This is a genomic window from Pseudomonas sp. IT-P171, from assembly GCF_949767765.1.
Lineage (GTDB): Bacteria > Pseudomonadota > Gammaproteobacteria > Pseudomonadales > Pseudomonadaceae > Aquipseudomonas > Aquipseudomonas fluorescens_B.
Map to the genome: position 1 here is coordinate 64418 of NZ_CATKQN010000059.1, position 26646 is coordinate 91063.

The 26646-nt window shown below is 51.2% G+C and carries 24 protein-coding genes and 2 pseudogenes; 14 read left to right on the forward strand and 12 right to left on the reverse strand.

What is annotated here, in order from left to right; translation table 11 throughout:
* Positions 1 to 36: 36 nt before the first annotated feature.
* Both glp and moaB read right to left on the reverse strand, forming a co-directional pair.
* Positions 37 to 1263: a gephyrin-like molybdotransferase Glp gene (gene glp / locus ACM6I5_RS28045; RefSeq protein ID WP_017339991.1), complete on the reverse strand. Its 1227-nt coding sequence runs from the start codon at positions 1261 to 1263 to the stop codon at positions 37 to 39.
* Positions 1247 to 1786 (reverse strand): molybdenum cofactor biosynthesis protein B, encoded by a 540-nt coding sequence (moaB, locus tag ACM6I5_RS28050; protein WP_017339992.1) that lies wholly within the window; start codon positions 1784 to 1786, stop codon positions 1247 to 1249. Before moaB ends, glp begins: the two co-directional genes overlap by 17 nt.
* Before the next feature lie 81 nt (positions 1787 to 1867).
* Between moaB and mobA the strand changes: the two genes are divergently transcribed.
* Both mobA and ACM6I5_RS28060 read left to right on the forward strand, forming a co-directional pair.
* Complete coding sequence (gene mobA, locus ACM6I5_RS28055) at positions 1868 to 2470, forward strand: molybdenum cofactor guanylyltransferase MobA (protein WP_017339993.1); 603 nt, start codon at positions 1868 to 1870, stop codon at positions 2468 to 2470.
* Positions 2471 to 2548: 78 nt separating this feature from the next.
* Positions 2549 to 2770, forward strand: a complete 222-nt coding sequence (locus tag ACM6I5_RS28060) for a YgdI/YgdR family lipoprotein (RefSeq protein WP_017339994.1) — start codon at positions 2549 to 2551, stop codon at positions 2768 to 2770.
* Between the two features lie 69 nt (positions 2771 to 2839).
* On the opposite strand, the gene ACM6I5_RS28065 is transcribed toward ACM6I5_RS28060, so the two are convergent.
* The 3 genes from ACM6I5_RS28065 to ACM6I5_RS28075 all read right to left on the reverse strand — a co-directional run bounded on the left by ACM6I5_RS28065 (position 2840) and on the right by ACM6I5_RS28075 (position 4523).
* Complete coding sequence (locus tag ACM6I5_RS28065) at positions 2840 to 3730, reverse strand: pseudouridine synthase (protein ID WP_414885109.1); 891 nt, start codon at positions 3728 to 3730, stop codon at positions 2840 to 2842.
* 71 nt (positions 3731 to 3801) lie between these two features.
* On the reverse strand, positions 3802 to 4122 hold the full coding sequence (locus tag ACM6I5_RS28070; protein WP_017339996.1) for a transcriptional regulator: 321 nt from the start codon (positions 4120 to 4122) through the stop codon (positions 3802 to 3804).
* Between the two features lie 164 nt (positions 4123 to 4286).
* Positions 4287 to 4523 carry a glutaredoxin family protein gene (locus ACM6I5_RS28075; RefSeq protein WP_017339997.1) on the reverse strand — a complete coding sequence of 79 codons (237 nt, stop codon included), beginning with the start codon at positions 4521 to 4523 and terminating at the stop codon, positions 4287 to 4289.
* 208 nt (positions 4524 to 4731) lie between these two features.
* On the opposite strand from ACM6I5_RS28075, the gene ACM6I5_RS28080 reads away from it, so the two are divergent.
* The gene (locus tag ACM6I5_RS28080; RefSeq protein ID WP_017339998.1) at positions 4732 to 6444 is read left to right on the forward strand and encodes a cation:proton antiporter; all 1713 of its coding nucleotides are present in this window, start codon (positions 4732 to 4734) and stop codon (positions 6442 to 6444) included.
* A 1-nt stretch (position 6445) separates the two neighbouring features.
* Here the strand turns inward: ACM6I5_RS28080 and ACM6I5_RS28085 are convergent, their stop codons facing one another.
* Complete coding sequence (locus tag ACM6I5_RS28085; protein WP_017339999.1) at positions 6446 to 7654, reverse strand: ammonium transporter; 1209 nt, start codon at positions 7652 to 7654, stop codon at positions 6446 to 6448.
* Positions 7655 to 7959: 305 nt separating this feature from the next.
* Between ACM6I5_RS28085 and ACM6I5_RS28090 the strand changes: the two genes are divergently transcribed.
* From ACM6I5_RS28090 to dgt, 5 genes and pseudogenes are all read left to right on the forward strand, one after another.
* Positions 7960 to 8274 (forward strand): DUF883 family protein, encoded by a 315-nt coding sequence (locus ACM6I5_RS28090; RefSeq protein WP_017340000.1) that lies wholly within the window; start codon positions 7960 to 7962, stop codon positions 8272 to 8274.
* Between the two features lie 2 nt (positions 8275 to 8276).
* A complete protein-coding gene (locus tag ACM6I5_RS28095) occupies positions 8277 to 8666 on the forward strand; it encodes a phage holin family protein (RefSeq protein WP_017340001.1) in 390 nt (129 codons plus the stop codon).
* Positions 8663 to 9004 carry a hypothetical protein gene (locus tag ACM6I5_RS28100; protein ID WP_017340002.1) on the forward strand — a complete coding sequence of 114 codons (342 nt, stop codon included), beginning with the start codon at positions 8663 to 8665 and terminating at the stop codon, positions 9002 to 9004. The genes ACM6I5_RS28095 and ACM6I5_RS28100 overlap by 4 nt, the downstream gene beginning before the upstream one ends.
* 123 nt (positions 9005 to 9127) lie before the next feature.
* A complete protein-coding gene (locus tag ACM6I5_RS28105) occupies positions 9128 to 10291 on the forward strand; it encodes an EAL domain-containing protein (RefSeq protein ID WP_017340003.1) in 1164 nt (387 codons plus the stop codon).
* 68 nt (positions 10292 to 10359) lie between these two features.
* Positions 10360 to 10989 (forward strand): annotated as a pseudogene (gene dgt, locus ACM6I5_RS28110) (dGTP triphosphohydrolase); the annotation flags it as partial.
* A gap of 157 nt (positions 10990 to 11146) precedes the next feature.
* Here the strand turns inward: dgt and ACM6I5_RS28115 are convergent.
* Entirely contained in the window at positions 11147 to 12502 is a 1356-nt protein-coding gene (locus ACM6I5_RS28115) for a deoxyguanosinetriphosphate triphosphohydrolase (RefSeq protein WP_414885110.1), read from the reverse strand.
* A 507-nt stretch (positions 12503 to 13009) separates the two neighbouring features.
* Between ACM6I5_RS28115 and ACM6I5_RS28120 the strand changes: the two genes are divergently transcribed.
* Positions 13010 to 13663, forward strand: a complete 654-nt coding sequence (locus tag ACM6I5_RS28120; protein ID WP_414885111.1) for a hypothetical protein — start codon at positions 13010 to 13012, stop codon at positions 13661 to 13663.
* An 85-nt stretch (positions 13664 to 13748) separates the two neighbouring features.
* On the opposite strand, the gene ACM6I5_RS28125 is transcribed toward ACM6I5_RS28120, so the two are convergent.
* From ACM6I5_RS28125 to ACM6I5_RS28135, 3 genes are all read right to left on the reverse strand, one after another.
* Positions 13749 to 14294 (reverse strand): hypothetical protein, encoded by a 546-nt coding sequence (locus ACM6I5_RS28125; RefSeq protein ID WP_414885112.1) that lies wholly within the window; start codon positions 14292 to 14294, stop codon positions 13749 to 13751.
* A 94-nt stretch (positions 14295 to 14388) separates the two neighbouring features.
* Complete coding sequence (locus ACM6I5_RS28130; RefSeq protein ID WP_414885113.1) at positions 14389 to 14925, reverse strand: hypothetical protein; 537 nt, start codon at positions 14923 to 14925, stop codon at positions 14389 to 14391.
* Positions 14926 to 15031: 106 nt separating this feature from the next.
* Positions 15032 to 15577: a hypothetical protein gene (locus ACM6I5_RS28135; protein ID WP_414885114.1), complete on the reverse strand. Its 546-nt coding sequence runs from the start codon at positions 15575 to 15577 to the stop codon at positions 15032 to 15034.
* Between the two features lie 334 nt (positions 15578 to 15911).
* Between ACM6I5_RS28135 and ACM6I5_RS28140 the strand changes: the two genes are divergently transcribed.
* Positions 15912 to 17600, forward strand: coding sequence for an LA2681 family HEPN domain-containing protein (locus ACM6I5_RS28140; protein ID WP_414885115.1), 1689 nt, complete (start codon positions 15912 to 15914; stop codon positions 17598 to 17600).
* A gap of 66 nt (positions 17601 to 17666) precedes the next feature.
* Here the strand turns inward: ACM6I5_RS28140 and ACM6I5_RS28145 are convergent, their stop codons facing one another.
* On the reverse strand, positions 17667 to 19442 hold the full coding sequence (locus ACM6I5_RS28145; protein ID WP_414885116.1) for an ATP-binding protein: 1776 nt from the start codon (positions 19440 to 19442) through the stop codon (positions 17667 to 17669).
* Positions 19429 to 20640: a hypothetical protein gene (locus ACM6I5_RS28150; protein ID WP_414885117.1), complete on the reverse strand. Its 1212-nt coding sequence runs from the start codon at positions 20638 to 20640 to the stop codon at positions 19429 to 19431. Before ACM6I5_RS28150 ends, ACM6I5_RS28145 begins: the two co-directional genes overlap by 14 nt.
* 511 nt (positions 20641 to 21151) lie before the next feature.
* Between ACM6I5_RS28150 and ACM6I5_RS28155 the strand changes: the two are divergent.
* From ACM6I5_RS28155 to ACM6I5_RS28170, 4 genes and pseudogenes are all read left to right on the forward strand, one after another.
* Positions 21152 to 21865: pseudogene (locus ACM6I5_RS28155) on the forward strand (deoxyguanosinetriphosphate triphosphohydrolase); the annotation flags it as partial.
* Positions 21866 to 22036: 171 nt separating this feature from the next.
* Positions 22037 to 22441, forward strand: a complete 405-nt coding sequence (locus ACM6I5_RS28160) for a response regulator (protein ID WP_414885118.1) — start codon at positions 22037 to 22039, stop codon at positions 22439 to 22441.
* Positions 22442 to 22680: 239 nt separating this feature from the next.
* Positions 22681 to 23307, forward strand: coding sequence for a response regulator (locus ACM6I5_RS28165; protein WP_414878086.1), 627 nt, complete (start codon positions 22681 to 22683; stop codon positions 23305 to 23307).
* Positions 23308 to 23315: 8 nt separating this feature from the next.
* Positions 23316 to 26621: a transporter substrate-binding domain-containing protein gene (locus ACM6I5_RS28170; RefSeq protein WP_414885119.1), complete on the forward strand. Its 3306-nt coding sequence runs from the start codon at positions 23316 to 23318 to the stop codon at positions 26619 to 26621.
* Positions 26622 to 26646 lie beyond the last annotated feature (25 nt).

Below are 26646 nucleotides of genomic sequence, written 5' to 3' on the forward strand. Positions count from 1 at the left end.
CGATGAACCGGGTTTGTATGACAGATGCGGCAGGTATCAGCCCAGGACTTCGCTCAGCGGAATGAAGCCTACGCTGTCACCTTCCACCAATGTGCGATCTTCTCGCACTTCGACCAGACCATCGGCCCACGCTGCGCTGCGCAACACACCCGAACTCTGATTCTTGTAAATGATTGCCCGGCCGTTCTCCAGACGTCCTCGCAAATACTCGCGTCGATTGCCTGCCTTGGGCCATACAAATCCTGCAGGCACCTGCACCTTCAAGGGGTCAACGTCTTTTACACCCTGACGGCGCAAGAGATAGGGCCTCGCCAACAGGGCAAAGGTCACCAGAGTCGACGCCGGGTTACCGGGTAGCCCGATCACCGGAACCCCACGAAAATGCCCGAACGTCAGTGGCTTGCCCGGTTTGATCGCGAGCTTCCACAACGTGAGCTCGCCCTCTTCCCGCAGGGCAATGCCCAGAAAATCGGCTTCACCTACCGATACGCCACCGGTCGACAGTATCAGGTCGACATCCTTCAACTCGCCAAGGCGAGCACGCGTCGTCTCAAGGTTATCCGCAAGAATTCCGGCGTCGATCACTTCACAGCCCAAGCGCTGCAACCAGCTGCAGAGCAACACTCGGTTGCTGTTGTAGATCTGGCCCGGCCCAAGCGCCTGACCCGGTTCAATCAGTTCATCGCCGGTGGAGAGTACCGCAACGCGGACCTTGCGAATCACATCCAGCTCGGCGCATCCCAGTGATGCAGCGAGCCCCTGCTCGATCGGGCCAAGGCGTGTGCCCGCAGCCAGAATCAACTCACCGACGGTGGTTTCCTGGCCTTTGGGGCGGATGTTTTGTCCTGACGTGAGGACCTCGAGGAAACGTACTCGCTCATCCGCCAGTACCTCGGCGTTTTCCTGCATCTCGACGCAGTCTGCACCCGCAGGAACAGGCGCACCGGTGAAAATTCGTGCGCAGGTGCCGGGCTTCAATGGTTCCGGAGCGTTACCTGCAAAAATCTTCTGGCTGACGGACAACGGCTCTCCCGTCCAGTCGGCCATGCGCAACGCGTATCCGTCCATCGCACTGTTGGGCCACGGCGGCAGATCAAGTGTCGAGACCAGGTCAGCGGCCAACACACGACCTTGAACCTGCGCCAACGGCAAGCGTTCACGCGCGGCAATCGGCGTGGCTTCGGCCATTTCCAGCAAGCGCGCCAGCGCCACCTCGACAGCCATCAGGCTGCCTGTCTTGCCTGGCTTACCCGCGGGATTCACAGGGTGCCGCCTGTTTCAGATGAGCAACGAAATTGCACGGGCGGTGCCGGGAGTCCAGTTGTTCGGCAAGAATGCCATCCCAGCCGGTGCGCACGGCGTTGGTCGAGCCCGGCAAGCAGCACACCAACGTGCCGTTGGCGAGACCGGCCAGGGCACGGGATTGCACAGTGGAGGTGCCAATATCCGCCACCGATATCTGGCGGAACAGCTCACCAAAGCCGTCGACCTGCTTGTCGAGCAGGCAGCTGACCGCTTCGGGGGTGCTGTCTCGCCCCGTGAAGCCAGTGCCGCCGGTGATCAACACGACCTGTACGACATCGTCGGCAATCCAGTTGGCAACTTGCGCGCGAATTTTGTAGAGATCATCTTTGAGCAAAACCCGGAAGGCCAGGTTATGGCCGGCAGCGCTCAAGCGGTCAACAAAGACCTGGCCTGACGTGTCGGTTTCCAGGGTACGGGTGTCGCTGACCGTCAGCACCGCGATGTTGAGCGGCGCGAAAGGTACATCAGCCTTGGCTTTCATAGGCTCGTCCAGTTGTAGGAGAAACAGCCCGGTGTTATATCACAGCGCTCTCTTTTTTTACTGCCCCCATGGAGCCCTGCCATGACCTTGAATACACAGTTGCCATCCTGCTCCATTTTGCTCCTCGCAGGTGGTCGCGGCCAACGTATGGGCGGTCAGGACAAGGGCTTGATCGAGTGGCACGGTGAGCCGCTGATTGCGCATCTTCATCGCAAAACCCGCTCGCTGAGTGACGACCTGATCATCTCCTGCAACAGGAACCTGGAAAAGTACGCGCCCTACGCCGACCAGTTGGTCCATGATGACGAAGGTGACTTTCCCGGGCCCTTGGCCGGTATTCGTGCAGGCCTGAAGGCCGCCCGCCATGAATCTCTGATGGTTTTGCCGTGCGATGTACCACGCATCGATGCCGCCCTGCTCCACAGCATGCGCGAAGCGGCCAGCCAGCATCCGGACACCCCCCTGATGTTGCGTCATGGAGAGCACTGGGAACCCTTGCTGTGCATCATCCCCGTAGCCCTGGGCGAAGCATTCGAAAAGGCCTGGCAGGAAGGCGAACGCAGCCCGGGCCGCCTGATGCGAAAACTGGGCGCGATTGCTCTGCAATGCCCTGAAAACGATCCTCGCCTGGCCAACCTTAATACCCCGGAGTTGCTGAGCGCTCACAACAACGTGTCAGATTGACACTAGCCAAGGAACTTGCACGCGTTGTATACGTCTCACGCTCAGTAACTAAAAGAATTCCTATTCGGAGACACACTCATGACACAACGGACCCTCGCCACTTTCATGCTCGCCTTGGGCCTCGCGACCCTTGCCGGTTGCGCATCGCCTACTGTGATCACCTTGAATGACGGTCGCGAAATCCAGGCCGTCGACACGCCAAAGTATGACGACGAAGCAGGTTTCTACGAGTTCGAACAGTTGGACGGCAAGCAAACCCGCGTGAACAAGGATCAGGTTCGTACCGTTAAAGAGTTGTAATTCTTGCGGCGATACCGGATACAGAAAAGCCCGCTTTAAGCGGGCTTTTTCGTGGCTGAAAAACGGCTATCACCATTCCAGGGTGATGGCACTTTCAAAGTCTCTTCGCTCACCGGTAACCGGGTCCACAAACCGCAATCCCTGTGCCAGAAGCTTCAACGGGTTGGCATAGTCGTCTACGACATCCTTGAGCACGTGCGGATAGAACGGGTCATTGCAGATGCTGGCGCCCAGTGCCGTCATGTGTACCCGCAGCTGATGCTTCTTGCCCGTCACCGGGTAAAGCCCGTAACGCCAGAGATCACCGTTCTTCTCCCTGACTTCGACAGCCGTCTCGGTGTTGCTGACGCCCGGTCCTTCCTGCATGCGGAAGAAAGGCTCGCCATCGATGAGCCGACTCTTGTGGACCAGGGGGAAGGCCCGTTCGGGCAATGCCCTGGCAATGGCTTCATAACGTTTTTCGATTTGCCGCGTGGGGAACAACGACTGGTAGGCGGAACGGCTCTGAGGATTGGCTGAAAACAGCACCAGCCCTGCCGTATGCCGGTCAATGCGATGCAAGGGCACGAGGTGCGGGTTATCGAGTCGGCGAATCAGCCTCCGTAGTAGCGTCTGCTCGACGTATTCGCCCGCCGGCGTCACCGGCAAAAAATGTGGCTTGTCTGCCACCACCAGATGCTCGTCGGCATACAGGATCGACTCGATCACAGGGATCGGCTTTTCGTCCGGTACTTCCCGAAAATAGTGAATTCGCAGACCTTCCTTGTAGGCAAGATCGACGGCGATTGGCGCGCCATCCCCGTCAAGGACGCGGCCACGAGCAATTCTGTCCAGCCATTGTTCACGACTGATGGCGCTGAAGTGTTCACTCAGGCAATCGAGCACGGTCTGCCACGGCCCAGGCGGCAAGTAGAGTGTGCTGGCCTGGTTGTGTGCAGCAGAAAAAGATGAAGTGGACATACGAACGCTCTGACTCTCGATACAGGGCGGCATTATCCAGCAGTGGCCGGAACGAACCTAGAAGAGAATCCTCAGGCCGGAATCGACTGCGAGCGTGCCGCCGCTTCAGTGAACTCCTTGAGCCAGCGCAACACATCGACCGCTTCCCAGCGCCCCGGATCATAAAGTGCGTACAACAACCCCTGATAGCCCACGACATCCAGTTGGCGGTGATAACCCGCACGCTGGAAAAGTGCCTCGATTTCGGCGAAACAGGTATTGAAATGCAGCTTGTTGAACGGAGTTTTCCCTTCCGTGACCAGACCATCCAGTTGCAACTCGAGGACGGCTTCACGCACCACGTCCACCGACATCCGGTTCACGCTGTTCTTCAATTGTTCGACATTGACCACGATTCTTCCCTCTGACTTCCGGGATCACCTGCCCAATCCCCAACAGGGCAGACATGACAGGCAATCCGAGCAACTGTATGAACATACAGTAACCGAATAACCTGAATTTCGCCAATGACCGGAACGAAGACCGCGACGGATGGGGCTCGCAAAAGGTGTCCAGCTCAGCGCAGGAATGCCACAACCTGCTCGGAATCAAAGGGCCAGGCAAGTTCGGCGCCGTTATCGCAACGTCGCAGCACCGGAATGCGCAAACTGTAGGCTTCGAACCATGATTCGTCCTCAGCAATATCCACCAGTTCAACCAGCAGACCGTGCTCGACAAATGCCATCAGCATGGCTTCGGCCACTTCACAAAGATGGCACCCAATGGTGCCGAAAAGCTGACATTCAGGAGGCATGAGCACAGGACCCGGCAAAGTAGACGTACATTCTAGGCCTGCGATCAAAAGCAGTCGAGTCACTGCCCAACGCGACCGGAGAAGGTTGAATTCAAAGAATTTCGGCAAACTCCTGACTCAAATCATTCGGACTGGATGTCATTTACGCGACCCTTGCCGCTTTTTTGCCTCTACGCTTGAGTAGCCAGCGCTTGTCATTGGAGTTTTCGTGTTCGCCAACCTTCTGATCATTCTCGCCTCCTCCCTGGTGGTGATTGCACTGTTCCAGCGCCTGCGCCTGCCACCGGTGCTGGGTTACCTGTGCGTGGGGCTGATGATCGGCCCGACGGCGTTCAACTGGGTCAATGAAAGCGAAGACCTGCCCGACCTCGCCGAGCTCGGGGTGGTGTTTCTGCTGTTCTCCCTCGGGCTGGAATTTTCCCTGTCGAAAATGCTCGCCTTGCGCAAAGTCGTGTTCAGGCTCGGCAGCCAGCAAGTACTGATAACTGCGGTACTGCTGGGGGGTTTGCTGATGCTGTTCGGCATGTCGGCGACACCTGCGATGCTGCTCGGAGCCGGCCTGTCGCTGTCTTCCACGGCCATTGTCAGCAAGGAACTGGGCAGTCTGGGCGAGATTTTCAGCAGCCACGGACAAAATGCCATCGCCGTATTGCTGTTCCAGGACATCGTGGCAGTGTTGCTGCTGACTCTCGTGCCGGTGTTCGCCGGCAACAGCGATCAGGCCTGGTACTGGGCGTTACCTGTGACGCTCGGCAAGACCGTTTTGCTCTTCGTCGGCCTGCTGATGGCCAGTCGCTGGTTGTTGCCACGGCTGTTTCATGAAGTGGCGGCCGCCCGTTCCGCGGAACTGTTTGTACTGTTGGCACTGGTGATTGTTCTGCTCACGGCCTGGCTCACTCACTTGCTCGGGCTCTCCCCTGCCCTGGGCGCCTTTCTCGCCGGAATGTTGCTCGGAGAAAGCCACTACCGCCATCAGATCGAAGCCGATATCCGGCCGTTCCGCGACATTCTGCTCGGGGTGTTCTTCGTCAGCATTGGCATGCTCATCGATTTGCAGTTGTTTCTCAGTCACGGCTTGCTGATCCTCGGGCTGACCCTGGGGTTGCTGCTGATCAAGGGTTGCGTGGTCGCCTTGCTGGTCAAATGGCGCGGAAACGATGTTGAAACGGCCTGGCGCAGCGGTCTGGCACTGGCCCAGGGTGGCGAGTTCTGCTTCGCATTGATGGCTCAGATGCAACAGAACAAGATGATGCCCGCCGACCTCGGCGGGCTGTTGCTGGCCGCGACCTTCTGCTCGATGCTGCTAACGCCACTGTTGCTGCGCGCGGCGCCTCACATCGCCACACGCCTGCACCGCAAGCCCAACGAAGAAGCCAAACTCGAGGAAATAAGCACGCTTAACGCCGGATTGCACAGCCATGTGGTGATCTGTGGCTACGGTCGCGTAGGCCAGTCCATCGGGCGAGCGCTGCGTAACGCGCTGCAGCCCTATATCGCGCTGGACACCGATCCGGTGCGTGTCCAGGAAGCCGCCGTGGGTGAAACCTGTGTGCACTATGGCGACTCACGGCGCGGTGAACTGCTACTGGCGGTAGGGCTGGCCCGCGCGAGGCTGCTGGTGATAGCCGTGGACCAGGCCGATATCGCGTTGCTGATTCTCAAGGAGGCGCGCCGATTAAACTCGACCGTTCCCATCCTGGTACGTACTCGCGACGACAGCCAACTGGCCGAGTTGAAAGCTGCCGGCGCCAGCGAAGTCGTACCCGAATTACTGGAGTCGAGCCTGATGCTAGCCTCCCACGCGTTGATCATGCTGGGTTTACCCGCGCATCAGGTCCAGGAGCGGGCCGACCAGATACGACATGACCGCTATCGCCTGTTGCACGGTTTGTATCCCGGCGCCAACGATGAAGAGAACTGACTCAATCCTGGCTCACGGCGCCGATCTTGTGCACCGACAGGTCTGCGCCGTAATACTCTTCTTCCTGGCTCAGACGCAGGCCATGAAGCGCCTTGATCACACCATACACCGCGAAGCCACCGGCCAGCGCCACGACCACGCCCAGCGTGGTTCCGATCAACTGGCTGATCAGGCTCACACCGCCCAGACCACCCAATGCACTTTGGCCAAAGATACCGCAAGCGACTCCACCCCAGACCCCGCACAGGCCATGCAACGGCCAGACCCCCAATACGTCATCGATGTGCCATTTGCCTTGGGCAGCAGTAAAGCACCAGACAAACAGCGCCCCGGCGATGGCGCCTGTAGCCAGCGCCCCTACCGGATGCATCAGATCGGAACCGGCGCAGATTGCCACCAGCCCGGCCAGCGGGCCGTTATGCAGAAAGCCCGGGTCATTGCGCCCGACAATCAGCGCCGCCACGGTGCCGCCGACCATGGCCATCAGCGAGTTCACCGCCACCAGCCCGCTGACCCCTTGCAAGGTTTGCGCACTCATCACGTTGAAACCGAACCAGCCAACGATCAGGATCCACGACCCCAACGCCAGGAACGGGATGCTCGAGGGTGCAAACGCCACCAGCTTTCCGTCGCGATAGCGACCTTGTCTTGGCCCGAGCAACAACACCGCCGCCAGCGCCAGCCAGCCGCCCATGGCGTGAACCACCACCGAGCCGGCGAAATCGTGGAAACCTGCGCCAAAGCGTTCCAGCAACCAGGCTTGCAGGCCAAAGTTACCGTTCCAGATCATGCCTTCGAAAAACGGATAGATGAACGCCACGATCAGCGCCGTCGCACACAACTGTGGTACGAACCGCGCGCGCTCGGCGATGCCGCCGGAAATGATTGCAGGTATCGCTGCCGCGAACGTCAGCAGAAAGAAAAACTTCACCAGGCCATAACCATGATCGGCATTGATCACTGCCGCCGGTTGCAGAAAGGTCACCCCATAGGAAATCCAATAGCCTATAAAGAAGTAGGCCAGGGTCGAAATGGCGAAGTCGCTGAGGATCTTCGACAACGCGTTGACCTGGTTCTTCTGTCGAACCGTACCGACTTCGAGAAAGGCAAAACCGGCATGCATGGCCAAAACCATGACAGCACCAATCAGGATGAACAACGTGTTGGAGCTATGGACCAGACTGTCCACAGCGCTTTGCAGATTTTCCATGATGTTGGCAGACCTGAAGGCTAAAAAAGCACCAAAGCAGTTCGCGCAGACAATTCATGCACCAAATTGCAACCTTCCAGGATCTACACATTGATCCTGATGTGCCGCTTTGGCGCATAAGGCGGGAAGCTTTGCGCGGGTTTTCATTATTTGAGATAAGGTTTTGCTCGATTCCTGCCCGGCAACAGCGCAGTCAAACGGGCCGGCGCACCACGACACAGCAAAAGTTGTACCAGTGATTTGCACTGAACCTTCACCCAAGGCTCATACTCGAACGCAACAGAAGCCACTTACGGAGATCACCAATGGCCAGCATCAAGGCAAAGACTGCTCAAGAAATCCTGATGAACGACTTTCAGACACTGGTCAGCGACACTGAACGGTTGCTGGAACATACCGCGACATTGGCTGGCGATCAGGCTGACGAGCTGCGCGAGCAAATCCACGACAGTCTGCTGCGTGCACGCGAAACCTTGAAACTGACCGAAGACTCCCTGCGCGAACGCAGTAAAGCCGCCGTTACCGCCACCGAAGACTATGTTCAGGCCAACCCATGGCAATCGGTCGGGATCGCGGCCGGTGTGGGCTTCCTGATCGGCCTGCTGGCAACCCGGCGCTGATTATGACGATCGGCGAATCCGGCTCGTCCGCGACGGGCCCAAGCTCTTCACCGCGGCGCCTGGGTGCCGCATTCCTTGGATTGCTGCACAGCCATGTCGAATTGTTCGGCATCGAATTGCAGGAACAAAAAGCCCGCACCGTCAGCCTGTTGCTGTTCGCAGGCCTGGCGTTGGTGTTTGCCTTGCTGTTGCTGGTGGGGTTATCGACGCTGGTGCTGATCCTGTTCTGGGACACTTATCGCCTGCCTGCCATCATCGGGCTCTGCGTGTTCTACACCCTTGCGTGCATCTTCTGCGGGATGCGTCTGAGGGCGGCGATTTTTGATGAATCCTCACCCTTCCACGGCACCCTGGAAGAATTGGCCAATGATAGGGAGCGCCTGCTGCCATGAACCTGCCTGAACTGCCTCACAACAGCTCGCGCACGGAAATGCGCAAGGCGCTGATTCGCCTGCGTATGGAAATGCATCGCCAGGAAATTCGCCACGAATCCGCGCAACTGCTGCAACCCTTGCAGCGGGTGCGCGGATTGACGCAAAACCTGCATGACGGTTTCGGCATCAAGCATGCCCCGCTCTGGGGCGTGGCGGTCGTGACCCTGTTGGGTTTTTTGACCGGCAAGGGCACCAGGAGCGGCGGCGTGAGCAGCCTGACTCGGCTGGTACGCCTGGGCACTACGCTGGGGCCTTTGATCAAGTTGGTCATGCAAGGCTCTGCGCCTAAACACTAGGCCACTATCTGGCTGCATTCTTGCAACATCACCGGGATGAGCCTCTTTATCGAGAGGTTCAGACCTGCGTGCCTACCCAGCCATCGGGTGTCATCCAAAAACAAGACCTACTAAGGAGGCCTCGTGATCGACGGGCAACCGCTTGCCTGCTTTCAACCGTTCATCGATACCGCCACCGGCCGTATCGCCGGCGTAGAGGCATTGGGTCGACTGCGACAGACCGACGGTCAACTGGCCTCCGTGGGGCCGCTGTTTGCCGACCCGCGCACCCCGGCCATCGCACTCCGCCGCCTGGATCGCCAGATCCGTGATAACGCCCTGAGCCGTTTGCACGAAGCGCCCGCCGACTGGTTCCTCAGTCTGAACATGTCGCCTCGCTGGATCAGTCGTTTGCGCGCGGACCAGGCGCTGCCCAGCCTCAAGCAATTGAACCGGCATGGCGTCGACCCACAGCGCATCGTTTTCGAAATCACCGAACTGGGCGGCGACATCCAGCGCCTGGCAGACGTGGTTGCGCGATATCGGCAAGTCGGTGCGCGGATCGCCATCGATGATTTCGGTGCCGGTTACTCACAACTCGATCGTGTGCTCGCTCTGCAACCGGACATCCTCAAGCTGGATATGCGGTTGTTCCAGGCCGCTGCGTTGGGCGGACCCAGCAGTGATGTGGTCAAGGCCCTTGCGCAAATGGCGGAAAAAACCGGGTGCTGGATCATTGCCGAAGGCGTTGAAACCGAAGCGCAGCTGAATTTTGCCCTGGAGTGTGGTTCACGCTACGTGCAGGGTTTCCTGTTCGCTCGCGCGCAAGCCGACTTCTTTGCCACCGATGCTTTTGTGGAGCGCTTTGCCCAATTGCGTCAGCGCTATGTCCAACAAAAACTCGCTGAGCGCGGCCGACTGATGATCATGCGTCAGCAACTCTGCGAGCTGATGGCGATTCTGCAAACGTGGGCCCAGGCATGCGCGCCACTCAGTGCCCTGCCACAGCTGGACGCCTTTCCCTGGCTGCTGCGCTTCTATCAATGCGACCGTCACGGCACGCAACTGACGCCAAACCTTGAATGGCGCAACAATGGCTGGGTAGCCGACGATCGCTACCTGGGACACAACTGGTCATGGCGTCCGTACTTCTATCATTTGTTGGCAGAGGGTTGGGATGAGCGCCGGCTGACGCTTTCCAACACCTACCGTGACGCCACCAGCAACCAGTACTGCCTCACGGCCGGACAGTTTTTCAACAACGGCGAGCGACTGCTGCTCATCGATATCGATGCCGCCGGGCTGTAGTTCCGCTTGCAGGTGTCGGTGTGAAACGGGAAGCTAGGCGCTCAGTCACCTGACGGAGAGAACCAGCCTTGGATTGGCAAACCCTGCTCACCCGCGAACGCCTCGGAAAGCCTCTGCACAGCCCGGAAGAACTCGGCCGCAGCCCTTTCCACAAAGACCACGACCGCATCATTTTCTCGGGCGCCTTTCGCCGCCTCGGGCGCAAGACCCAAGTCCATCCCGTCACGAGCAACGATCATATCCACACGCGCCTGACCCACTCACTGGAGGTCAGCTGCGTTGGCCGTTCGCTGGGTATGCGCGTCGGCGAAACCATCCGCAGCGCGCTGCCTGACTGGTGCGAACCCAGCGACCTGGGCATGGTGGTGCAATCGGCTTGCCTGGCTCACGACATTGGCAATCCACCCTGCGGTCACTCCGGTGAAGACGCGATCCGTCACTGGTTCCAGCAAGCCGCCGGCCGTGGATGGCTGGAGGCAATGAGCGAAGTCGAACGTAATGACTTCCTCAACTTCGAAGGCAATGCCCAGGGCTTCCGGGTGCTCACCCAGCTGGAATATCACCAGTTCGATGGCGGCACCCGGCTGACCTACGCGACGCTGGGCACCTACCTGAAATATCCATGGACGGCCAAGCACGCCGACTCACTGGGCTACAAGAAACACAAGTTCGGCTGTTATCAGAGCGAACTGTACTTGGGCCTTGCAGCCAAAAATGACATTTTTTGAAAAGCAACAGCCAAAAGGTTATGAGTGCAACTATTTGGCAATATCAGGAAGATTTAGCTTTCAAAAAAAGAATAAGGAGGTTTTTGCTAGATCTCCACTTTACCACCGATCCCGTGAGCCAAGCCACCTAGATTCGCTCCCCGCCCATACCACTAAACTGTCGAGCCAAGTGCATGGCATAGTTATCTGTCATACCACTCACGTAATCCAGAACCTGCATGATTGCACCGTACTCCTTGGAAACAGTCCCACTGGCGTCTAAACTCTTCAAGTCTAGCCCAAGAAGCTCAACCACCCTTCTAGTCTTCGAATCAGCCACACCATCCTTTCTGACATATTCCAAGGCTGCAGAGCAGCTAACATTAAGTAGCGTAGAAATAGTGCTATAAGCCCCTATTTCTAACTCAACCTTCCTTGGATGCTGGAAGATTTCATCACGAGCAAGACCTTTGGCGGCTGTTACACACTCACGCACGTTCTTATCACAAAGGTCTAAGATACCTAACACCTTGCCTGTCATGATTTCATTATGATTATTCATGAAAGCATTCGCTCCAGCATCTACAAAAGCTGAAATGACTTTTCCACGAACCATAGAGAGCCTTCGGCCAACCTTCATTCCCTGAATTTCTTTGACAAGCTGATTCTTCTGGTGGTCATCAAGGACAAGGCACAAAATCTCAAAGACTTTATCCCACTCAAGGATACCCATCTCTACACCATCTTCTAAATCAAGAATGGCGTAGCAGAAGTCATCAGACACTTCCATCAAGTTAGCCAGTGGATGGCGACACCGCCAACCATCCCCCAGCTTTAACAAGCCAGTAGCGTCCGCTACTTCATTGAACAAATCCAATTCAGAGCAGTAAATACCATATTTATTCTGGATAGGCCTATGCATGTTAACAGCATCACCAGCCAGCCAAGGATACTTAATGAAAGCTCCAAGTGACGCATAGGTTAGACGCATTCCTCCTTCATAGGGATGATATTCTGAGGTAGTTAAAACCCTGAACCCTTGGGCATTACCTTCAAACCTACGCAAGTCAGTAGCTTCATTGAATGGCAAATGCTCAATCATTTTTGCCCCGACATCATTGGAGAACCAGTGACGAATTGCTTCTTCACCTGTATGCCCAAAGGGAGGGTTGCCAATGTCATGAGCTAGACAAGCAGTTTGGACAATATCACCAATATCGGAAGCTGAATGTTGCTCAGGAATAAGTCTTTCATTCAGAAGCTCTTGACCTACTCTCACCCCCAAAGTTCGACCAACACAAGCCACTTCTAAACTATGTGTAAGACGATTATGCACATGGTCATTAGTGGCAAGAGGATGAACCTGAGTCTTTCTTGCAAGGCGTCTGAAAGCCCCGGAAAAGATAACCTTGTCATGGTCTGAGTGGAAAGGCGAACGGCCTAGCTCAGATTTAGGAGGCCTACCGCCGAGACGGGTATTATTCAGCAGCTTGTCCCAACTCATGCAGTCCATGTTTGCCTCTCAAATTATTACTCGACATAGAAAATAGCTTTCTTACGCAATTTTTCCAAAACACATTCTAAAATCCATCACCTTAAGCAAAAACTACGACCTTGCTTTCAGCCTGCCATCCAGTATCCGCTTGTGACGACGCATATCTGAGAGAATTCTTGCGGTCTAGACGCATTCCCCCATCATACGGATGAAATTTTGAGTTCGTAAGAGCCTATTTGACTCTCAGATCTGCCCATCACTGACCTACCGAGGCCTCAGATAGGCCTGTAGACAAGCTCTCATGTTTGATCTTGGATAAGTCGTCAGCGGGCGGACCGTCCTCTTCGCCTGATTGGCGACCTCAGACTTGATAGGTTTCTCACCTTAAGGGATGATGGCGTTATGCCAACGTTTAGCTTGGCATAAGCAGTTTAACGAATTGGGGAAAGGGATGAATTCAAATCATGCGTTTCGTCTTATGTGTTGTTTTGATGCTAGCGGAGCTAAGGAATAGCTATGAGTAAAAAACCTGTATTTGAGTGTTTGCCTGTCACCGTAAGAGATAAAACGGTCAGCTCCCACACTAGCGGTTCAGTTACAACGACCAAGCAAGGTAACAACGTTTCTGTCAGAAACAATATCGGAACAAACGTAAAACTTGAGGTGGTTCTTGAATTCCCTGACGGCGACTTGTTGCCAGTAATATTGATCAACGAAAGCCTGCACGCCCCTGTCGGGAAGAAAATCCTGATGGCATTTAAAAAGGGAGAGCCAGTCGCTTACCAAGTCACCCCAATGGGTGAGATATACCCACTAGGATACATTCGCGATAGAGATACTTTTACTGCTCAAGAATTTATGCTCATGGCTATGCCAGTTTCTGGGACGCTTTCGAGCGTGGGGTTAGCATCGGTTTCCGATACTTACTATGAAAATGGAGAAATGAAAATTTATAATGGCAGCAGGATAACCGCCGCTGCCGGAATGGTCGCTATCGCACTGAGCATTTACATTACCAAAGGATGGCTTGCTTATATCGTTGGAACTGCACTCTGTGCAATCCCCAATACTATTTCACGTATCTATCACGGTTCCAAAGAAAACACCGGACGGAAGTTAATGCTTGGCGATGTCAAAAAGGAGTTTGACAAGCTAAAAGCTGATTTGTAATAAATAAGGCCACTTCGGTGGCCTTTTTAAACAATCAACTAAACAAACGACTGCGTAGCCAGTCCTTTATTTACACAATAGCCCACTAAAAATTCATACCACTATCCCTTGCTGACTTTAAACGATCCTTTTGAGGGTTCTTATTGAATTGTTCAACTTTTTTGTAGGAAAACAACTGATCTTTATTTTTGTAATCCTCTACACTCGAAAAAGCCTGAAATGTATTATCATCGACCACTCTTATGTGCAGTTGAAGATCTGGTGAATCATAACCATAAAGCTCAACAAAACCAGCGATTTGGCTTTGTCTAGCGACCATAATCGCTTCTTTGCTTACATCTTGATAAGTATGGAAAATGGCCTTAACCATGATGGCTCCACCAGATTCAGTGTCGTTTTTACCAAAGTCTGGGTTGTCATAAGCTTCAAACACAACCCCGCCATTCATCTCTTTTGTTTGACCAAGCCACTTATACCCTTCAATAGTCTTAGCCACAGATTTGATAGGACCAGCATATTGAACGCTAGTCCTATTTCTATCAAGTTCTACTCGCTTGAAGGTTTCTGCTGTTACTGAAAATGAAGAAGCTGCTATCAATATCGCAAGTAATACACCGGTTATTTTATCCATGATTTCACTTCCATTTATCTACGGACTTGATACACATTGAGCAAAATTAAAACAAACTAAAAAGACCACAAAAATAGTCTTTTTGTTATAATTATTAATACCAAGTTCCACTTTCTTCTGGCGTCTTCAAACGATCAGCATAAGGACTTTTATTAAAAGCTTCGACTTTTTTGTAGGTAAACAATTTCCCTTTTTCCCAATCACTTGAAAAGGCTTCAAATGTATTATTATCAATAACTCTTATGTGCAATTGAAGGTCAGGGGAGTCATAACCATAAAGCTCCACAAAGCCAGAAATTTGGCTTTGTCTAGCAACCATGATTGCTTCTTTGCTTACATCTTGATAAGTATGAAAAATGGCCTTAACCATGATGGCCCCACCAGATTCAGTGTCGTTTTTACCAAAGTCTGGGTTGTCATAAGCTTCAAACACAACTCCGCCATTCATCTCTTTTGTTTGGCCAAGCCACATATACCCTTCAATAACCTTAGCCACAGATTTGATAGGACCAGCATATTGAACGCTAGTCCTGTTTCTATCAAGCTCTACTCTCTCAAAGGTTTCCGCTGATGCAGAGAACGATGAAGCTGCGAGCAATAACACAAGTAAAGCACTAGTTATCTTATCCATATTTCCTTATCCATTTAGGTTCTAGCTTTTTACAAATATCGTTTTGATTTAAAAAATCAAAAGCAAAAAGACCATCTAGATAGTCTTTTTTTTGCATTGAAAGGAGTTAGTAAAATACACCACTATCCTCTGCGGATTCTAAACGATCTGCATAAGGGCTTTTATTGAATTTTTCAACTTTCTTGTAAGCAAACAACTTTTCTTTATTTTTATAGTCCCTGTCGCTTGAAAAAGCTTCAAATGTATTATCATCAATCACTTTTATGTGCAATTGAAGATCTGGCGAATCATAACCATAAAGCTCAACAAAACCAGCAATTTTGCTCTGTCTAGCGACCATAATCGCTTCTTTGCTTACATCTTGATAGGTATGAAAAATGGCTTTAACCATAATAGCCCCACCAGACTCAGTATCGTTTTTACCAAAATCTGGATTGTCATAAGCCTCAAACACAACCCCGCCATTCATCTCGTTTGTTTGACCGAGCCATTTATAACCTTCGATAACCTTAGTAACAGCCTTGATGGGACCCGCGTATTGAACACTGGTCCGATGGTCATCAAGCTCTACTCTTTCAAAAGTTTCAGCTGAGACTGAGAGCGAAGAAGCTGCGATTAATGACGCAAATAAAACGCTTATGATCTTATCCATATTTCCATTTCCATATAATTGAATGACGACAACCAAATCAAGGCCACTGCATATAAATCATAACACAAAACCATTGATTGTAAAACGCCACTACACTAATAAAGAACTGTAAATTATCAACTTAATAAACTCTATCTCAAAGATGCTTTCTTTAAGTATTCATCCTCTTGGTGGCGGGTACATCCCTTGAAAACCTTGATACGCATTTTATGGATTTATTAAAAATATAGAAATGGCAATGCTATATTTGACGTTGCCTATCCATCACCGCAAGATATATAGTTAAAAATACCACGAAGGCCACTCACTCCAAAAACTTTACTGGCAGGACAACATGGCTGAGAAACCTCTTAACAATCAAGAAATACATAATATCAGCTTAAATATGGATTTACTGATAGAAACCACAAGCACCAACCTCATAAACTACTGCCAGATAGTCCAAAAAAAGAAAGGTGAAACTAAATTTTTGACAGCTCAACTGTATTATACAGTGGGCACGGGATATTACTCAGCATACAGAGCTATAATCGCGGATGACTGGAGTTCACCTCACATAAAAAGAGCTATCTATTATTTGCGGAAAGCCTTGCATGAGCTGAGCAGTCAAAAAGATAAATACTATAGTTTTGAAAGCCGTAAAGGACTTGCCCACTTTAGTACTGCACACCTACGCTCAAAAATAAGTATAAATCTTGCAAATTACCTGACCGAGCAACATCGGCATCTTGAAGCCTTAGAATTTTATGATTTAGCTATTGATGAAAAAAATGCTTTCGGCCTCACCACCAAGGCACTATGCCTGATAGAAGCCAGCGAGAGCATATATGATGAAAACTCAAGATTCTTTTTCTACAAACATTCATATAGACTTTCTAAAAAAGCAAAACTATCAGAAAGCGTAAGCACTCCGGGAGAACAGAACTTATTTGAGCAGCTAAATCATCGACTCAATCATTACTGCAAATGGTTTGAAGCCCAATACCCTAAATATCTAGATTCCGACCACTCAGACACTCACAAAGAAAACTTTATGAACAGAAAGCATAAATCATACCTTGACTGGGTGGGAAAGAATAAACTATTCCTGAATTTCACAAACAATGTCATCACAGAGGAATACGCATACGAAGATTGTCTTTACTTGCCTTCATTTTATGGAAAAACAAATCACTTATTACTCCCCAGTGAAGAGCTTTCATACCACTCGCACTTTGAAGAGATAAAAGACACCTATAAATATGCTAGATACCTATTCCATACCGCCTTACAAATCCCAATCGAAACTGAGCACATGTATAATTCGACAACCTCACAAGTCGAAAGCTACGATTCGACCTTCTACGACTTAAAGACCAATCACTACAGAACAGCTCTTCGCTGCCTTTACTCCATACAAGACAAAATCGCTTACTTCATCTATAAATTTTTTAAAGTCTCAGACGGTGAAATACCCGAACACAAAGTCAACATAAACAGCATATTTTCTTCTAACCAGAAACCCGCTATTTGGTTGAGTGAAGTCAAAAACCCATATTTGAGAGCACTTTATTTTCTGAGCCAAGACATACATGATACTGGCGAAAAAAATAGCACTACCAATAAAGACCCTAACGCTAACCTTTTCCTAGCCGATGTTAACTACCCAAGAGCAAACGTTGTAAATAAAATACGGAATGCTCTTGAGCATAAATCGCTGAAAATAGTTGACTCGTTCGGATATGAGCTATCCCAGAAACCCTATAACCCGGAAAACACCCTAAAAGCAGCCGAAACAAAGCTGAGCGAGCTGGATGCTGATAGCGAAGAGCACAAAAAACTAGTTGAGCTTATAACAGAAAAAAAACGGCTCCAGTCGTATGGTGAAGCCATATCAATCGAAGACCTTGAACAGCAGATCATGGGCCTATTCAAAATGTCCAAAACGGCAATGATGTACCTAGCCTTGTCCATTCACCACCAAGAAAAATCGCTACCTGACGATGACACTCTTCGAATCCCTCGCGAGGTTCCGCACCGCTGATTCTGCGATATCTAGCTGATAGGTGTCAGGCATCTGAAGTACCTGACACCCTGTTTACAAGCAGTACTATTCTTTCCTCCAACGCCTAATTACATCTTCAAAACTGATATCTCTCCATGACTCTCTCCACTCCTTGTGAACTTTTACACTCTTGGAATGTGGCTCTGGAGAGGGTAATGGCATCCTGATTACAGCCGGAAGCAATATCGCATCTCCAACTGCGATGCACTCACCGGGAGAGAGATTCGGAAGTATGTCTGTGATGGAATTTGCATTATCAGGGAAAAGTCGCTTGACATAATTCTGGTCAGCATCGTTCGTAAGCCTGAGGGAAAGAAAATTATTGCACTGTGCGAAGATAGTTTCCGAGACTTCTGAAGGTCGCTGACTAACAATCATTAAGCTTAGCCCATATTTCCGACCTTCTTTAGCGATTCTCTCTAAAGATTTCTTGGAAGATCTATACGCTACATCATTACTTCTAGGAATGTAGTTGTGAGCTTCCTCACAAACAATCATTACCGGAATGTCGTTTAGAGATTTCTTAGCATGTTGAAGCTTCGAATAATGAAAGCAGAAGTCGAAGATAAGTCTGGAAACTAGGCTTACCGTAATGCTGAGCACTTCGAATGGAATTCCGCTCAGATCAATTATTGTCACATTGGACTTATTGATATAACCAATGAATTGCTTCATTAGGTCTTGAAAGTCCTCAGTACTGTAGGGTGAACCGTCTGATTTCTCCGCATTCAGGAGAAACTTCAATCGCTTATCGGAAAGCTTTGTTTCTAACCTTGAAACAAATCGATTAAACTCTCCGTTAAATGGCCCGTTTCCAGCTTTTGTAGCCCCTGCTGTCGATTGCGGAACGAATAAACATTTTTTATGAAAGTAGTGATCAGTCCTATCATTTACTAATGTCCCATCGACAAGCTTAGGACAATCCTCTCCATCGAGCCGTCCAATGATCTCTCGGTTAAGGTTTTCTATGTATTGATAAACTTCTCTTATCGAAAAATATGCAGGCGTGTCATAGGTTATTCCTTGAATTTTAGAGTTATGCCTTTCTTTATTGAGTGTCACCGCATTTTTGAATTGACTTACTTGGTTGTGCGAATTGGATTCATTGCTCTCAATGAACATACTTTCCAATTCTTCCGAGTTCATCAACCAATAGGGAAGTTGGAGTGAATCAATATCCAGCCGATTTAGGGAGAATTGCTCATCCTTGTGTAGATCGAATGCTGCGGTGTATTCGTCATGAATATCAAATATCACCAAGTGGGAGTTGTTCTGAGTTAAGATGCTTTGATTCTTCGAATCTGAGATTCCTACCGCATCTTGGAGTATTCTCGCAACAGTGCAGGATTTCCCTGATCCCGTCGAGCCAACGATTGCTATATGCTTGCTGAAGAAGCGATTGCCGTTTATTTTAAGTGTTATATCTTTGTTCAGGGAAAGCTGCCCTAGCGGAAAATCATGTTCATTATCTGCCGCAAATAGCTTTTCTATTGTGTCATGATCTGCAATATAGACTGGTTCTGTAGGTACTGGCAGTAACAGACTGCCCCTATCAAAAACTCCATCTAAGTCAATTGTTCCAATTGCCTGACATTCTACTTGAAACTGCCAATATGTAGATCCTTCTCCATGCTGGGCGTCGATTCCTTTAACGTTTCTAATAGTGGCGATTGTAAAGTCGTTATTACCTTGGGATATTTTGAGCAATCTTCCGATTTGTAATTCTTTTTTGTGCTCTTCAAAAGTTTTTAAATCGGTAATAGAAATTATGATCGTGCTGGGCGAGCATGAAAGAACTTGGCCAATCTTATTCAAAGACATTGCTAATCCCCATTACGTATTTTATTTCTGCTAAGGAGCGGATTGAAAGAAGTTCTATATTTATGTCTCTTGTATCAAGCTGAGCTGGGATAGATTCCGCTATTATGAAGATGTCGTCTGCTTTTCTATTATTTATAGCTGGGATGGCATCTACACAAGAAATTATTCTAATATCGAACTCCCTTTGAATTTCCGCCCCTCTTGACTTTTTGACTATCGGTTCTCTAAAGAAGCGACTCTCGTCAAACTGGATTCCAGCAATTATCCCGTCGTTACAAATAACGCCTTTAAGCTCTAGCCTAAGCTGAATTTGCTTCGCTTGTTCCCTTTGGGTCATTAAATATAATAGCGGGGTGCAAGTATGGGTTTGCTTGAAGTGATACTTTTCCTTGAAGTCCTGAATAAAAATAACAAATTCTTCTTCAAAACTGTCAATTTGTTCTGGATCGATTATCAGATAACGCAACCTGATATTTTTATCAAGATTGTTTTTTAGCTGACTTCTTCTTTCCTTAAGAATTTCCTTTCTTGACTTTAACGAAAGAGTCCATCTAGATATTGCTGTTTTTTTGATAGTCCGAAGAAGCTGAATAGTCTCTTTTTTTGTGGTTCTGCGTTCATCTGGATTGTGTTTTATACTCAGATCAGCGATATGTTGTATAGCATTAGGATAGGCCAAAATATCTATGTCTTCAGTCGGTATGCCATTAGCACCTAGAAGTAAGTAGATTTCTTTGGTCATATTGTCCAGTGAATCTCCAATTTCAAAGGAAAACTGGCTAAGAAAGTCGTTGACGTTAATACACCCATTAAGTGCTGCGGTGTATTTCTGGAGTGTCTGGTTTTTTGTCTCCAGTGTCGTTTCAAGATCTGACTTTGTTATTGTTAATTCGGATCGTTCTGCATCCATAGGAAAATGACAAAACAGCTTGTATTTAATTGTCGAATCATTGTTTAGATGAAAGTGATGCATCATTTGGAGGAGAGGCTTATACAAGGTACTTAATGCAAATTTTTCTTGCGTCTCATGATATTTGCACTGTATTGCATCTAAACCTGCTGATGTTTTTATTTCTATGTCTTCAATTATGCCTTCTATGTGAATTACAGCATCGTCAGACGCTTTGAGAATTTCAACAAGCGTCTTATTGAACTGATACAGAAATCCTTGAATTGTATAATCTGCAGATCTTGACATTCGACAGCCCCTCCCTAGCTTTTTTCGACAGATTTCGACCTTACCTGAGTTTCGCTAGGGTGTCGATTTGCCATCAAATTGGTTGGGGCTCTGATAAGACCTGTATATTTGTACAGGTGCCTCTGTATTCATACATATGAAACAAGGCTTCTCTAGATGTATTTGAGCGGAGCCATATCCAAGCCGAGGTAGCCGACCACCGTTCTGGTCTTGAGCTATCGACTTAGCTTGTTTTTAACAGAAACCATATCAATTGAAGACCTTAAGCAGCAGATTATGTACCTGCTCAAAATGTCCAAAACGGCAATGAAGTACCCAGCCTTGTCTATTCGTCACCAAAAAAGCTCGCTATCTGGCGATGACATTCTACAAATCTCTAGAGGGGTGCCCTACCGCTAACGCTGCCTATTCAAACGGTGCGGTATTTTGGGAATAAAATCTAAACATCAAAATTTTAGTCATATAAATCAATTAGATAGCAACATTGCGGTTTGGTTGCTGAATTGCCTGTAGCGAACTCCCGCTGCTGGAGCAGATCGCTCATAAACTCGGCCTGCCGCAACTTGAAGAACAACGCTGGGCACGCCATCCCCTGGTGTATTTGATGGAGGCCGCGGATGACATCTGCTATGCGCTGATCGACCTCGAAGATGGCCTGGAAATGGAGCTGCTGGAGTACGCCGAAGTCGAGTCCCTGTTGCTGGACCTGGTGGGCGACGATTTGCCGGAGACCTATCGTCAGCTCGGCCCGCGGGATTCACGTCGGCGCAAACTGGCAATCCTGCGGGGCAAAGCCATCGAGCATCTGACCAACGCCGCGGCCCGCGCCTTTGTCGAGCAACAGGACGCGTTGCTGGCCGGCACGCTGCCTGGCGATCTGGTGGAACACATGCACGGTCCCGCCAAACGCTGCGTATTGAATGCCAAAGACATGGCACGCAAAAAGATCTTCCAGGACAAGCGCAAGACCCTGCACGAGATCGGCGCCTATACCACGCTGGAAATCCTGCTGAACGCGTTCTGCGGCGCAGCGCTGGAACAGCACAACGGTCGGACACCGTCCTTCAAGAGCCGTCGCATCCTTGATCTGCTGGGCAACAATGCGCCCGACCCTCACGGCCCGCTACACACTTCGTTCCTGCGCATGATTGATTTCATCGCCGGCATGACCGACAGCTATGCCAGCGACATGGCGCTGGAGATGACTGGCCGTTCGAGCCACTGACGAAACCCGTCTGATCAGCCATTACGCCATCCGGAATGGCTGATCAGCCACTGAAAGCCCAAGTGCGTTCAGCATTCGCCGAATTCCCCTACACCTCACACCGAGCAAACTGATCGATTGCTCGCCCTTCTCGCGAAATAATGAAAGGCCCCTCTGTATGAGAGAGAAAGCGTGAGTAATCCCAAGTTCGAAGACGAATTGCGCATCCTGTTGGTGGAAGATCATCCCTTCCAACTAAGGGCGACTCAGTACCTGCTTGAAAGTTATGGTTTCACCCAACTGACGACCTCCGACAGTGCCCAAGATGCCTTGCAGCAAATGCTGGTGGCGGTGCGACCATTTGACATCCTGTTATGCGACCAATGTTTACCCGATCTTCCCGGGCTGGATCTGGTCAAATTCGCCAGTCATCGCGGGATGATAAAACAGGCAATACTATTAAGCAGCCTGACGCGCACAGAACTTGATGGACTTGAAAAAACCGCAAATGCACACGGACTGCCTCTACTTGGCTACTTGATAAAACCATTGAAACAATTCGAATTCAGAAACCTGTTGAGTTCAATTCAATTATAAAAAATGAATTTCGACACGATCCAGCCAGGCACTACTTGTAACTTACGCTTAAAAACCTTGAAATACCGCCCCCAACAACTCTGCCCGTCCTCATGCGAAACCTAGTTGATTCGTAGCCCCTTTCCTGTTCGTTTGTAGGACTATTCCTATATTGCTGCTTGAGGTCCGTCAGTTCATGCGTCCCATCAACTATCTGAGCTAAGGTGCGCGCTTTATCTGAGCTCGCATGGGATTTGATTATGAACTCCGTTTTTATTGTCGACGATCACCCTGTTATCCGCCTTGCCGTCCGAATGTTACTGGAGCACGAAGGTTACAAAGTTGTCGGCGAATCCGATAATGGGGTCGATGCCATGCAGATGGTGCGTGAATGCATGCCAGACCTGGTCATTCTCGATATCAGCATTCCAAAACTGGATGGCCTTGAAGTTCTCGCGCGTTTCAACGCAATGAGTACACCGCTGAAAACACTGGTATTGACTGCGCAGTGCCCAACACTGTTCGGTATTCGCTGCATGCAATCCGGCGCATCAGGTTATGTCTGCAAACAGGAGGATCTGAGTGAACTGGTCAGCGCCATAAAAGCGGTATTGTCAGGTTACAACTACTTCCCGAGTGAGGCCTTGAATCCTGTCCGTGGTGATGACGTGCGTTGCGCCGAGCTGGAACTGTTCAAGTCAGTCAATGATAGAGAATTGATGGTACTGCAACTTTTTGCACAAGGCCGTACCAACAAGGAAATTGCCAAAGGCATGTTTCTAAGTAACAAGACTGTCAGCACCTATAAAAAACGACTGATGCAGAAACTCAAAGCCAAATCCCTGGTTGAACTCATCGAGATGGCAAAACGTAACGCATTAGTGTGAGACACAGGATGCCCCGTCGCATTAAGGATTATCTGATTTCAGTGGCTGCAGGTTTATGCCTGAGCACTTCAGTACCTGCCTCGCAGATTGCCAGCGAACACTTCACCCTGCTCAGTCGATCGACCCTCCGGCATCTGGACGTCCAACTGGATCCATCGCAACGGCAATGGATAACAAGTAAGCGCGAACTGATCCTGGGTACGTCGGCCCCGGACTATCCTCCTTTCGACCTGACCGTCAGCGGCAAGGACTACGAAGGCTTCACCGCCGATTACGCTGGCATCCTCGGCAAAACCCTCGGTTTACCAGTCAAGGTCCAACGCTTTGCGTCCCGCGGAGCTGCCATCAAGGCACTTGAAAAAGGCGAGGTCGATCTGCTCGGCACAGCCAATGGGTTCGAGGCTCACAATGCCGATATCGCGCTTTCCACGCCCTACGCCGTGGACCAGCCGGTCCTGGTGACACGGGAAGGAGAAACCCGATCCCTGACCGAAGGCCTCGCCGGCTTGCGGCTGAGCATGGTGTATCACTACTTGCCACTGGAGGAAGTCAGGGCCTTGTATCCCAAGGCAACCATTACCTCCTATCCGTCTTACCAGAATGCGATCAATGCGGTGGCTTTCGATCAGGCCGACGTCTTCCTGGGCGACACCATCTCGACCCATTACATGATCAACAAGGGTTACCTGAACAACATCCGCATGGCTAACTTCGGCAAACACGAAGCCCACGGTTTCAGCTTTGCCGTGCACAGGCACAACCCGGAATTGCTCGGGATCATCAATGCCATGCTCATGGCCATCCCCGCCAGCGAACGGCAGAACATCGCCGAGCGCTGGAGTGCCGGCAGTGACATTCTTCTTACCGACCAGAAGTTACAACTCACCGCCCCCGAAGAACAGTGGCTGGCGCAACATCCGATCGTGCGCGTGGTGGTCAACGAGGCGCTTGCGCCGCTGTCGTTTTTCGACAGCAATGGCAATTTTCGCGGTGTCACCGCAGACCTGCTTGAACTGATCAGATTGCGCACCGGCCTGCGTTTCGACATCCGTCGAAGCCGAAACGATGACGAGATGATCGAACAGATCAAGGACAATAAAGCCGATGTAATCGCCGCCCTGCTCCCCAGCGCCGAACGTGATACAGCACTGAATTTCACCCGCCCCTATCTGCAAAACTCCTTTGTCCTTCTGACTCGCAAAGCCGCCGACAGCCCGGCAAACCTTGAGCAGCTGGCGGGCAAACGCCTGACCATCGCCCAGGGCAGCCCACTGGTGGATTACCTGCGCCGCGAGTTCCCGCGGATCAGGTTGATTGAAACCCCGGACACGTTCAGCGCGGTGGAATTGCTCGCCGAAGGCAAGGCAGAAGGTGCGGTGAACTCACTGGTCATCGCCAACTACTTCATTTCATCACGGCTTTTCGAGCACACACTGCAGATCCGGACCACCATTGGCACCCGGCAGGCCGCATTTTCCCTGGCGACCGGACGAGAGGCCAAAGAGCTGAACGCCATCCTCAACAAGGCACTCCTGAGCATCGCCCCGGAAGAACTGGGCATCATCAACAGCCGCTGGCGTGGCTATTCGGCGTCCTCGCAAAGCACCTGGCGCAATTACCAGCGATTGTTCTATCAGATCGTGATCGGGGCCGGCGTGCTGCTCCTGCTTTCCGCTGCCTGGAATGCCTATATGCGTCGCCAGATCAAACAGCGTCAGGCGGCCGAACGCGCGCTGAACGATCAATTGATCGAGCGGCGCCAACTGTTCGAGGAGCTGCGCTGCGCGAAGGAGCGCGCCGATGAAGCCAACCGCGCCAAAAGCACATTCCTGGCGACCATGAGCCATGAGATCCGCACGCCGATGAATGCGGTCATCGGCATGCTCGAACTGACGCTGAAGCGCATTGAGAGCAACCATCCAGATCGTCCCGCCATTGACGTGGCCTACAACTCGGCCAGGGACCTGCTGGAACTGATCGGCGACATTCTCGACATTGCCCGGATCGAATCCGGGCGTCTGAGCCTGAGCCCGGAAAGAGTGAATCCAAGTGAAATCGTGGGCTCGGTCGTGCGGATCTTCGAGGGTCTGGCTCGTCAGAAAAACCTTGAACTGCTGCTGGAACTCAACCCGGCCAATCCGGCGATCGATATCCTGCTGGACCCGATGCGTTTCAAACAGGTGTTGTCGAACCTGGTCAGCAACGCTATCAAATTCACGGAACAGGGCCAGGTCAGGATCACCGTCGAATTGCTTGCGACGCCTGACCCCGAGCAAGTCCGGATGCTGTTGCAGGTTGAGGACAGCGGCATCGGGATCAGCGAACAGGATCAACGGCGACTGTTCGAACCCTTCGCCCAGGCCAATGGCACTGGGCAGTCAGGCAGAGGCGGCGCCGGCCTGGGTCTGGTGATCAGTCGAAGCCTGTGCGAAATGATGGGCGGCAGCCTGCGATTGGATAGCCAACCGGGAGTCGGCACGCAAGTCCAGGTTTCTCTGCTGCTGTCCACCCTGCCACTCGAGCAGATGTCGAAAACCACCGAAACACCGATCCACACGTCCACGGCACCCTTGAACGTGCTGGTGATTGACGATCACCCGGCCAATCGCTTGTTGATGTGCCAACAGCTGGAGTTTCTGGGGCATCGATTCAGCGTTGCCGAGGATGGCGAAGCAGGGTTCGAAGTGTGGAAATCAGGGCTGTTCGATCTGGTGATCGTCGACTGCAACATGCCGGTCATGAATGGCTATGAACTCACTCACGCCATCCGCGACCATGAACAGCAATCCGATCGTTCCCCGTGCACCGTTCTGGGTTTTACCGCCAACGCACAACCGGAAGAGCGACAGCGCTGCAAACAAGCAGGAATGGATGACTGCCTGTTCAAGCCGCTGACGCTGTCCGCGTTGAGTCAATGGATCGCAGAGATCGAACCGACCGATCGCTCTCCCGCTTTCAGCCTGAAAGGGCTGCACTTGTTGACGGGAGGTAACCCGGCAATGGACCTGCGACTGTTGACCGAACTGCTCAGCAGCAACCGTCTGGACCGACAGGCGCTGCAGGCGTTATCCCGGTCAAATGACCCGCAGTCGTTTCTTGATATCGCTCACAAAATCAAGGGAGCAGCCCGAATTGTCCAGGCCACCCGCTTGATCGACCGCTGCGAAGCGCTCGAACGGGTCTGCCATGAAGTTTTTCATCATGACAACGTCGCCGAATGCAGGAAGGCCGTCGAAGGCGCGATGCTCGAACTGGAGCAGGCATTACTGCAACAAATTGGTCAAAACGACAAAAGCAGAATGATGGAGCCTTAACTATGCTTTGTCGCTGAGCAGTGTG

Bases quoted from the DNA above. Each gene is read 5' to 3' on its own strand.
- ACM6I5_RS28120 (WP_414885111.1), top strand. From the start codon at position 13,010: ATGAGTAAAAAACCTGTATTTGAGTGTTTGCCTGTCACCGTAAGAGAT.
- ACM6I5_RS28085 (WP_017339999.1), bottom strand. From the start codon at position 7,654: ATGGAAAATCTGCAAAGCGCTGTGGACAGTCTGGTCCATAGCTCCAAC.
- moaB (WP_017339992.1), bottom strand. From the start codon at position 1,786: ATGAAAGCCAAGGCTGATGTACCTTTCGCGCCGCTCAACATCGCGGTG.
- ACM6I5_RS28135 (WP_414885114.1), bottom strand. From the start codon at position 15,577: ATGGATAAGATCATAAGCGTTTTATTTGCGTCATTAATCGCAGCTTCT.
- ACM6I5_RS28095 (WP_017340001.1), top strand. From the start codon at position 8,277: ATGACGATCGGCGAATCCGGCTCGTCCGCGACGGGCCCAAGCTCTTCA.
- ACM6I5_RS28150 (WP_414885117.1), bottom strand. From the start codon at position 20,640: ATGTCAAGATCTGCAGATTATACAATTCAAGGATTTCTGTATCAGTTC.
- ACM6I5_RS28165 (WP_414878086.1), top strand. From the start codon at position 22,681: ATGAACTCCGTTTTTATTGTCGACGATCACCCTGTTATCCGCCTTGCC.
- mobA (WP_017339993.1), top strand. From the start codon at position 1,868: ATGACCTTGAATACACAGTTGCCATCCTGCTCCATTTTGCTCCTCGCA.
- ACM6I5_RS28115 (WP_414885110.1), bottom strand. From the start codon at position 12,502: ATGAGTTGGGACAAGCTGCTGAATAATACCCGTCTCGGCGGTAGGCCT.
- ACM6I5_RS28060 (WP_017339994.1), top strand. From the start codon at position 2,549: ATGACACAACGGACCCTCGCCACTTTCATGCTCGCCTTGGGCCTCGCG.
- ACM6I5_RS28100 (WP_017340002.1), top strand. From the start codon at position 8,663: ATGAACCTGCCTGAACTGCCTCACAACAGCTCGCGCACGGAAATGCGC.
- ACM6I5_RS28130 (WP_414885113.1), bottom strand. From the start codon at position 14,925: ATGGATAAGATAACTAGTGCTTTACTTGTGTTATTGCTCGCAGCTTCA.
- ACM6I5_RS28140 (WP_414885115.1), top strand. From the start codon at position 15,912: ATGGCTGAGAAACCTCTTAACAATCAAGAAATACATAATATCAGCTTA.
- ACM6I5_RS28170 (WP_414885119.1), top strand. From the start codon at position 23,316: ATGCCCCGTCGCATTAAGGATTATCTGATTTCAGTGGCTGCAGGTTTA.
- ACM6I5_RS28075 (WP_017339997.1), bottom strand. From the start codon at position 4,523: ATGCCTCCTGAATGTCAGCTTTTCGGCACCATTGGGTGCCATCTTTGT.
- ACM6I5_RS28125 (WP_414885112.1), bottom strand. From the start codon at position 14,294: ATGGATAAAATAACCGGTGTATTACTTGCGATATTGATAGCAGCTTCT.
- ACM6I5_RS28145 (WP_414885116.1), bottom strand. From the start codon at position 19,442: ATGTCTTTGAATAAGATTGGCCAAGTTCTTTCATGCTCGCCCAGCACG.
- ACM6I5_RS28090 (WP_017340000.1), top strand. From the start codon at position 7,960: ATGGCCAGCATCAAGGCAAAGACTGCTCAAGAAATCCTGATGAACGAC.
- ACM6I5_RS28065 (WP_414885109.1), bottom strand. From the start codon at position 3,730: ATGTCCACTTCATCTTTTTCTGCTGCACACAACCAGGCCAGCACACTC.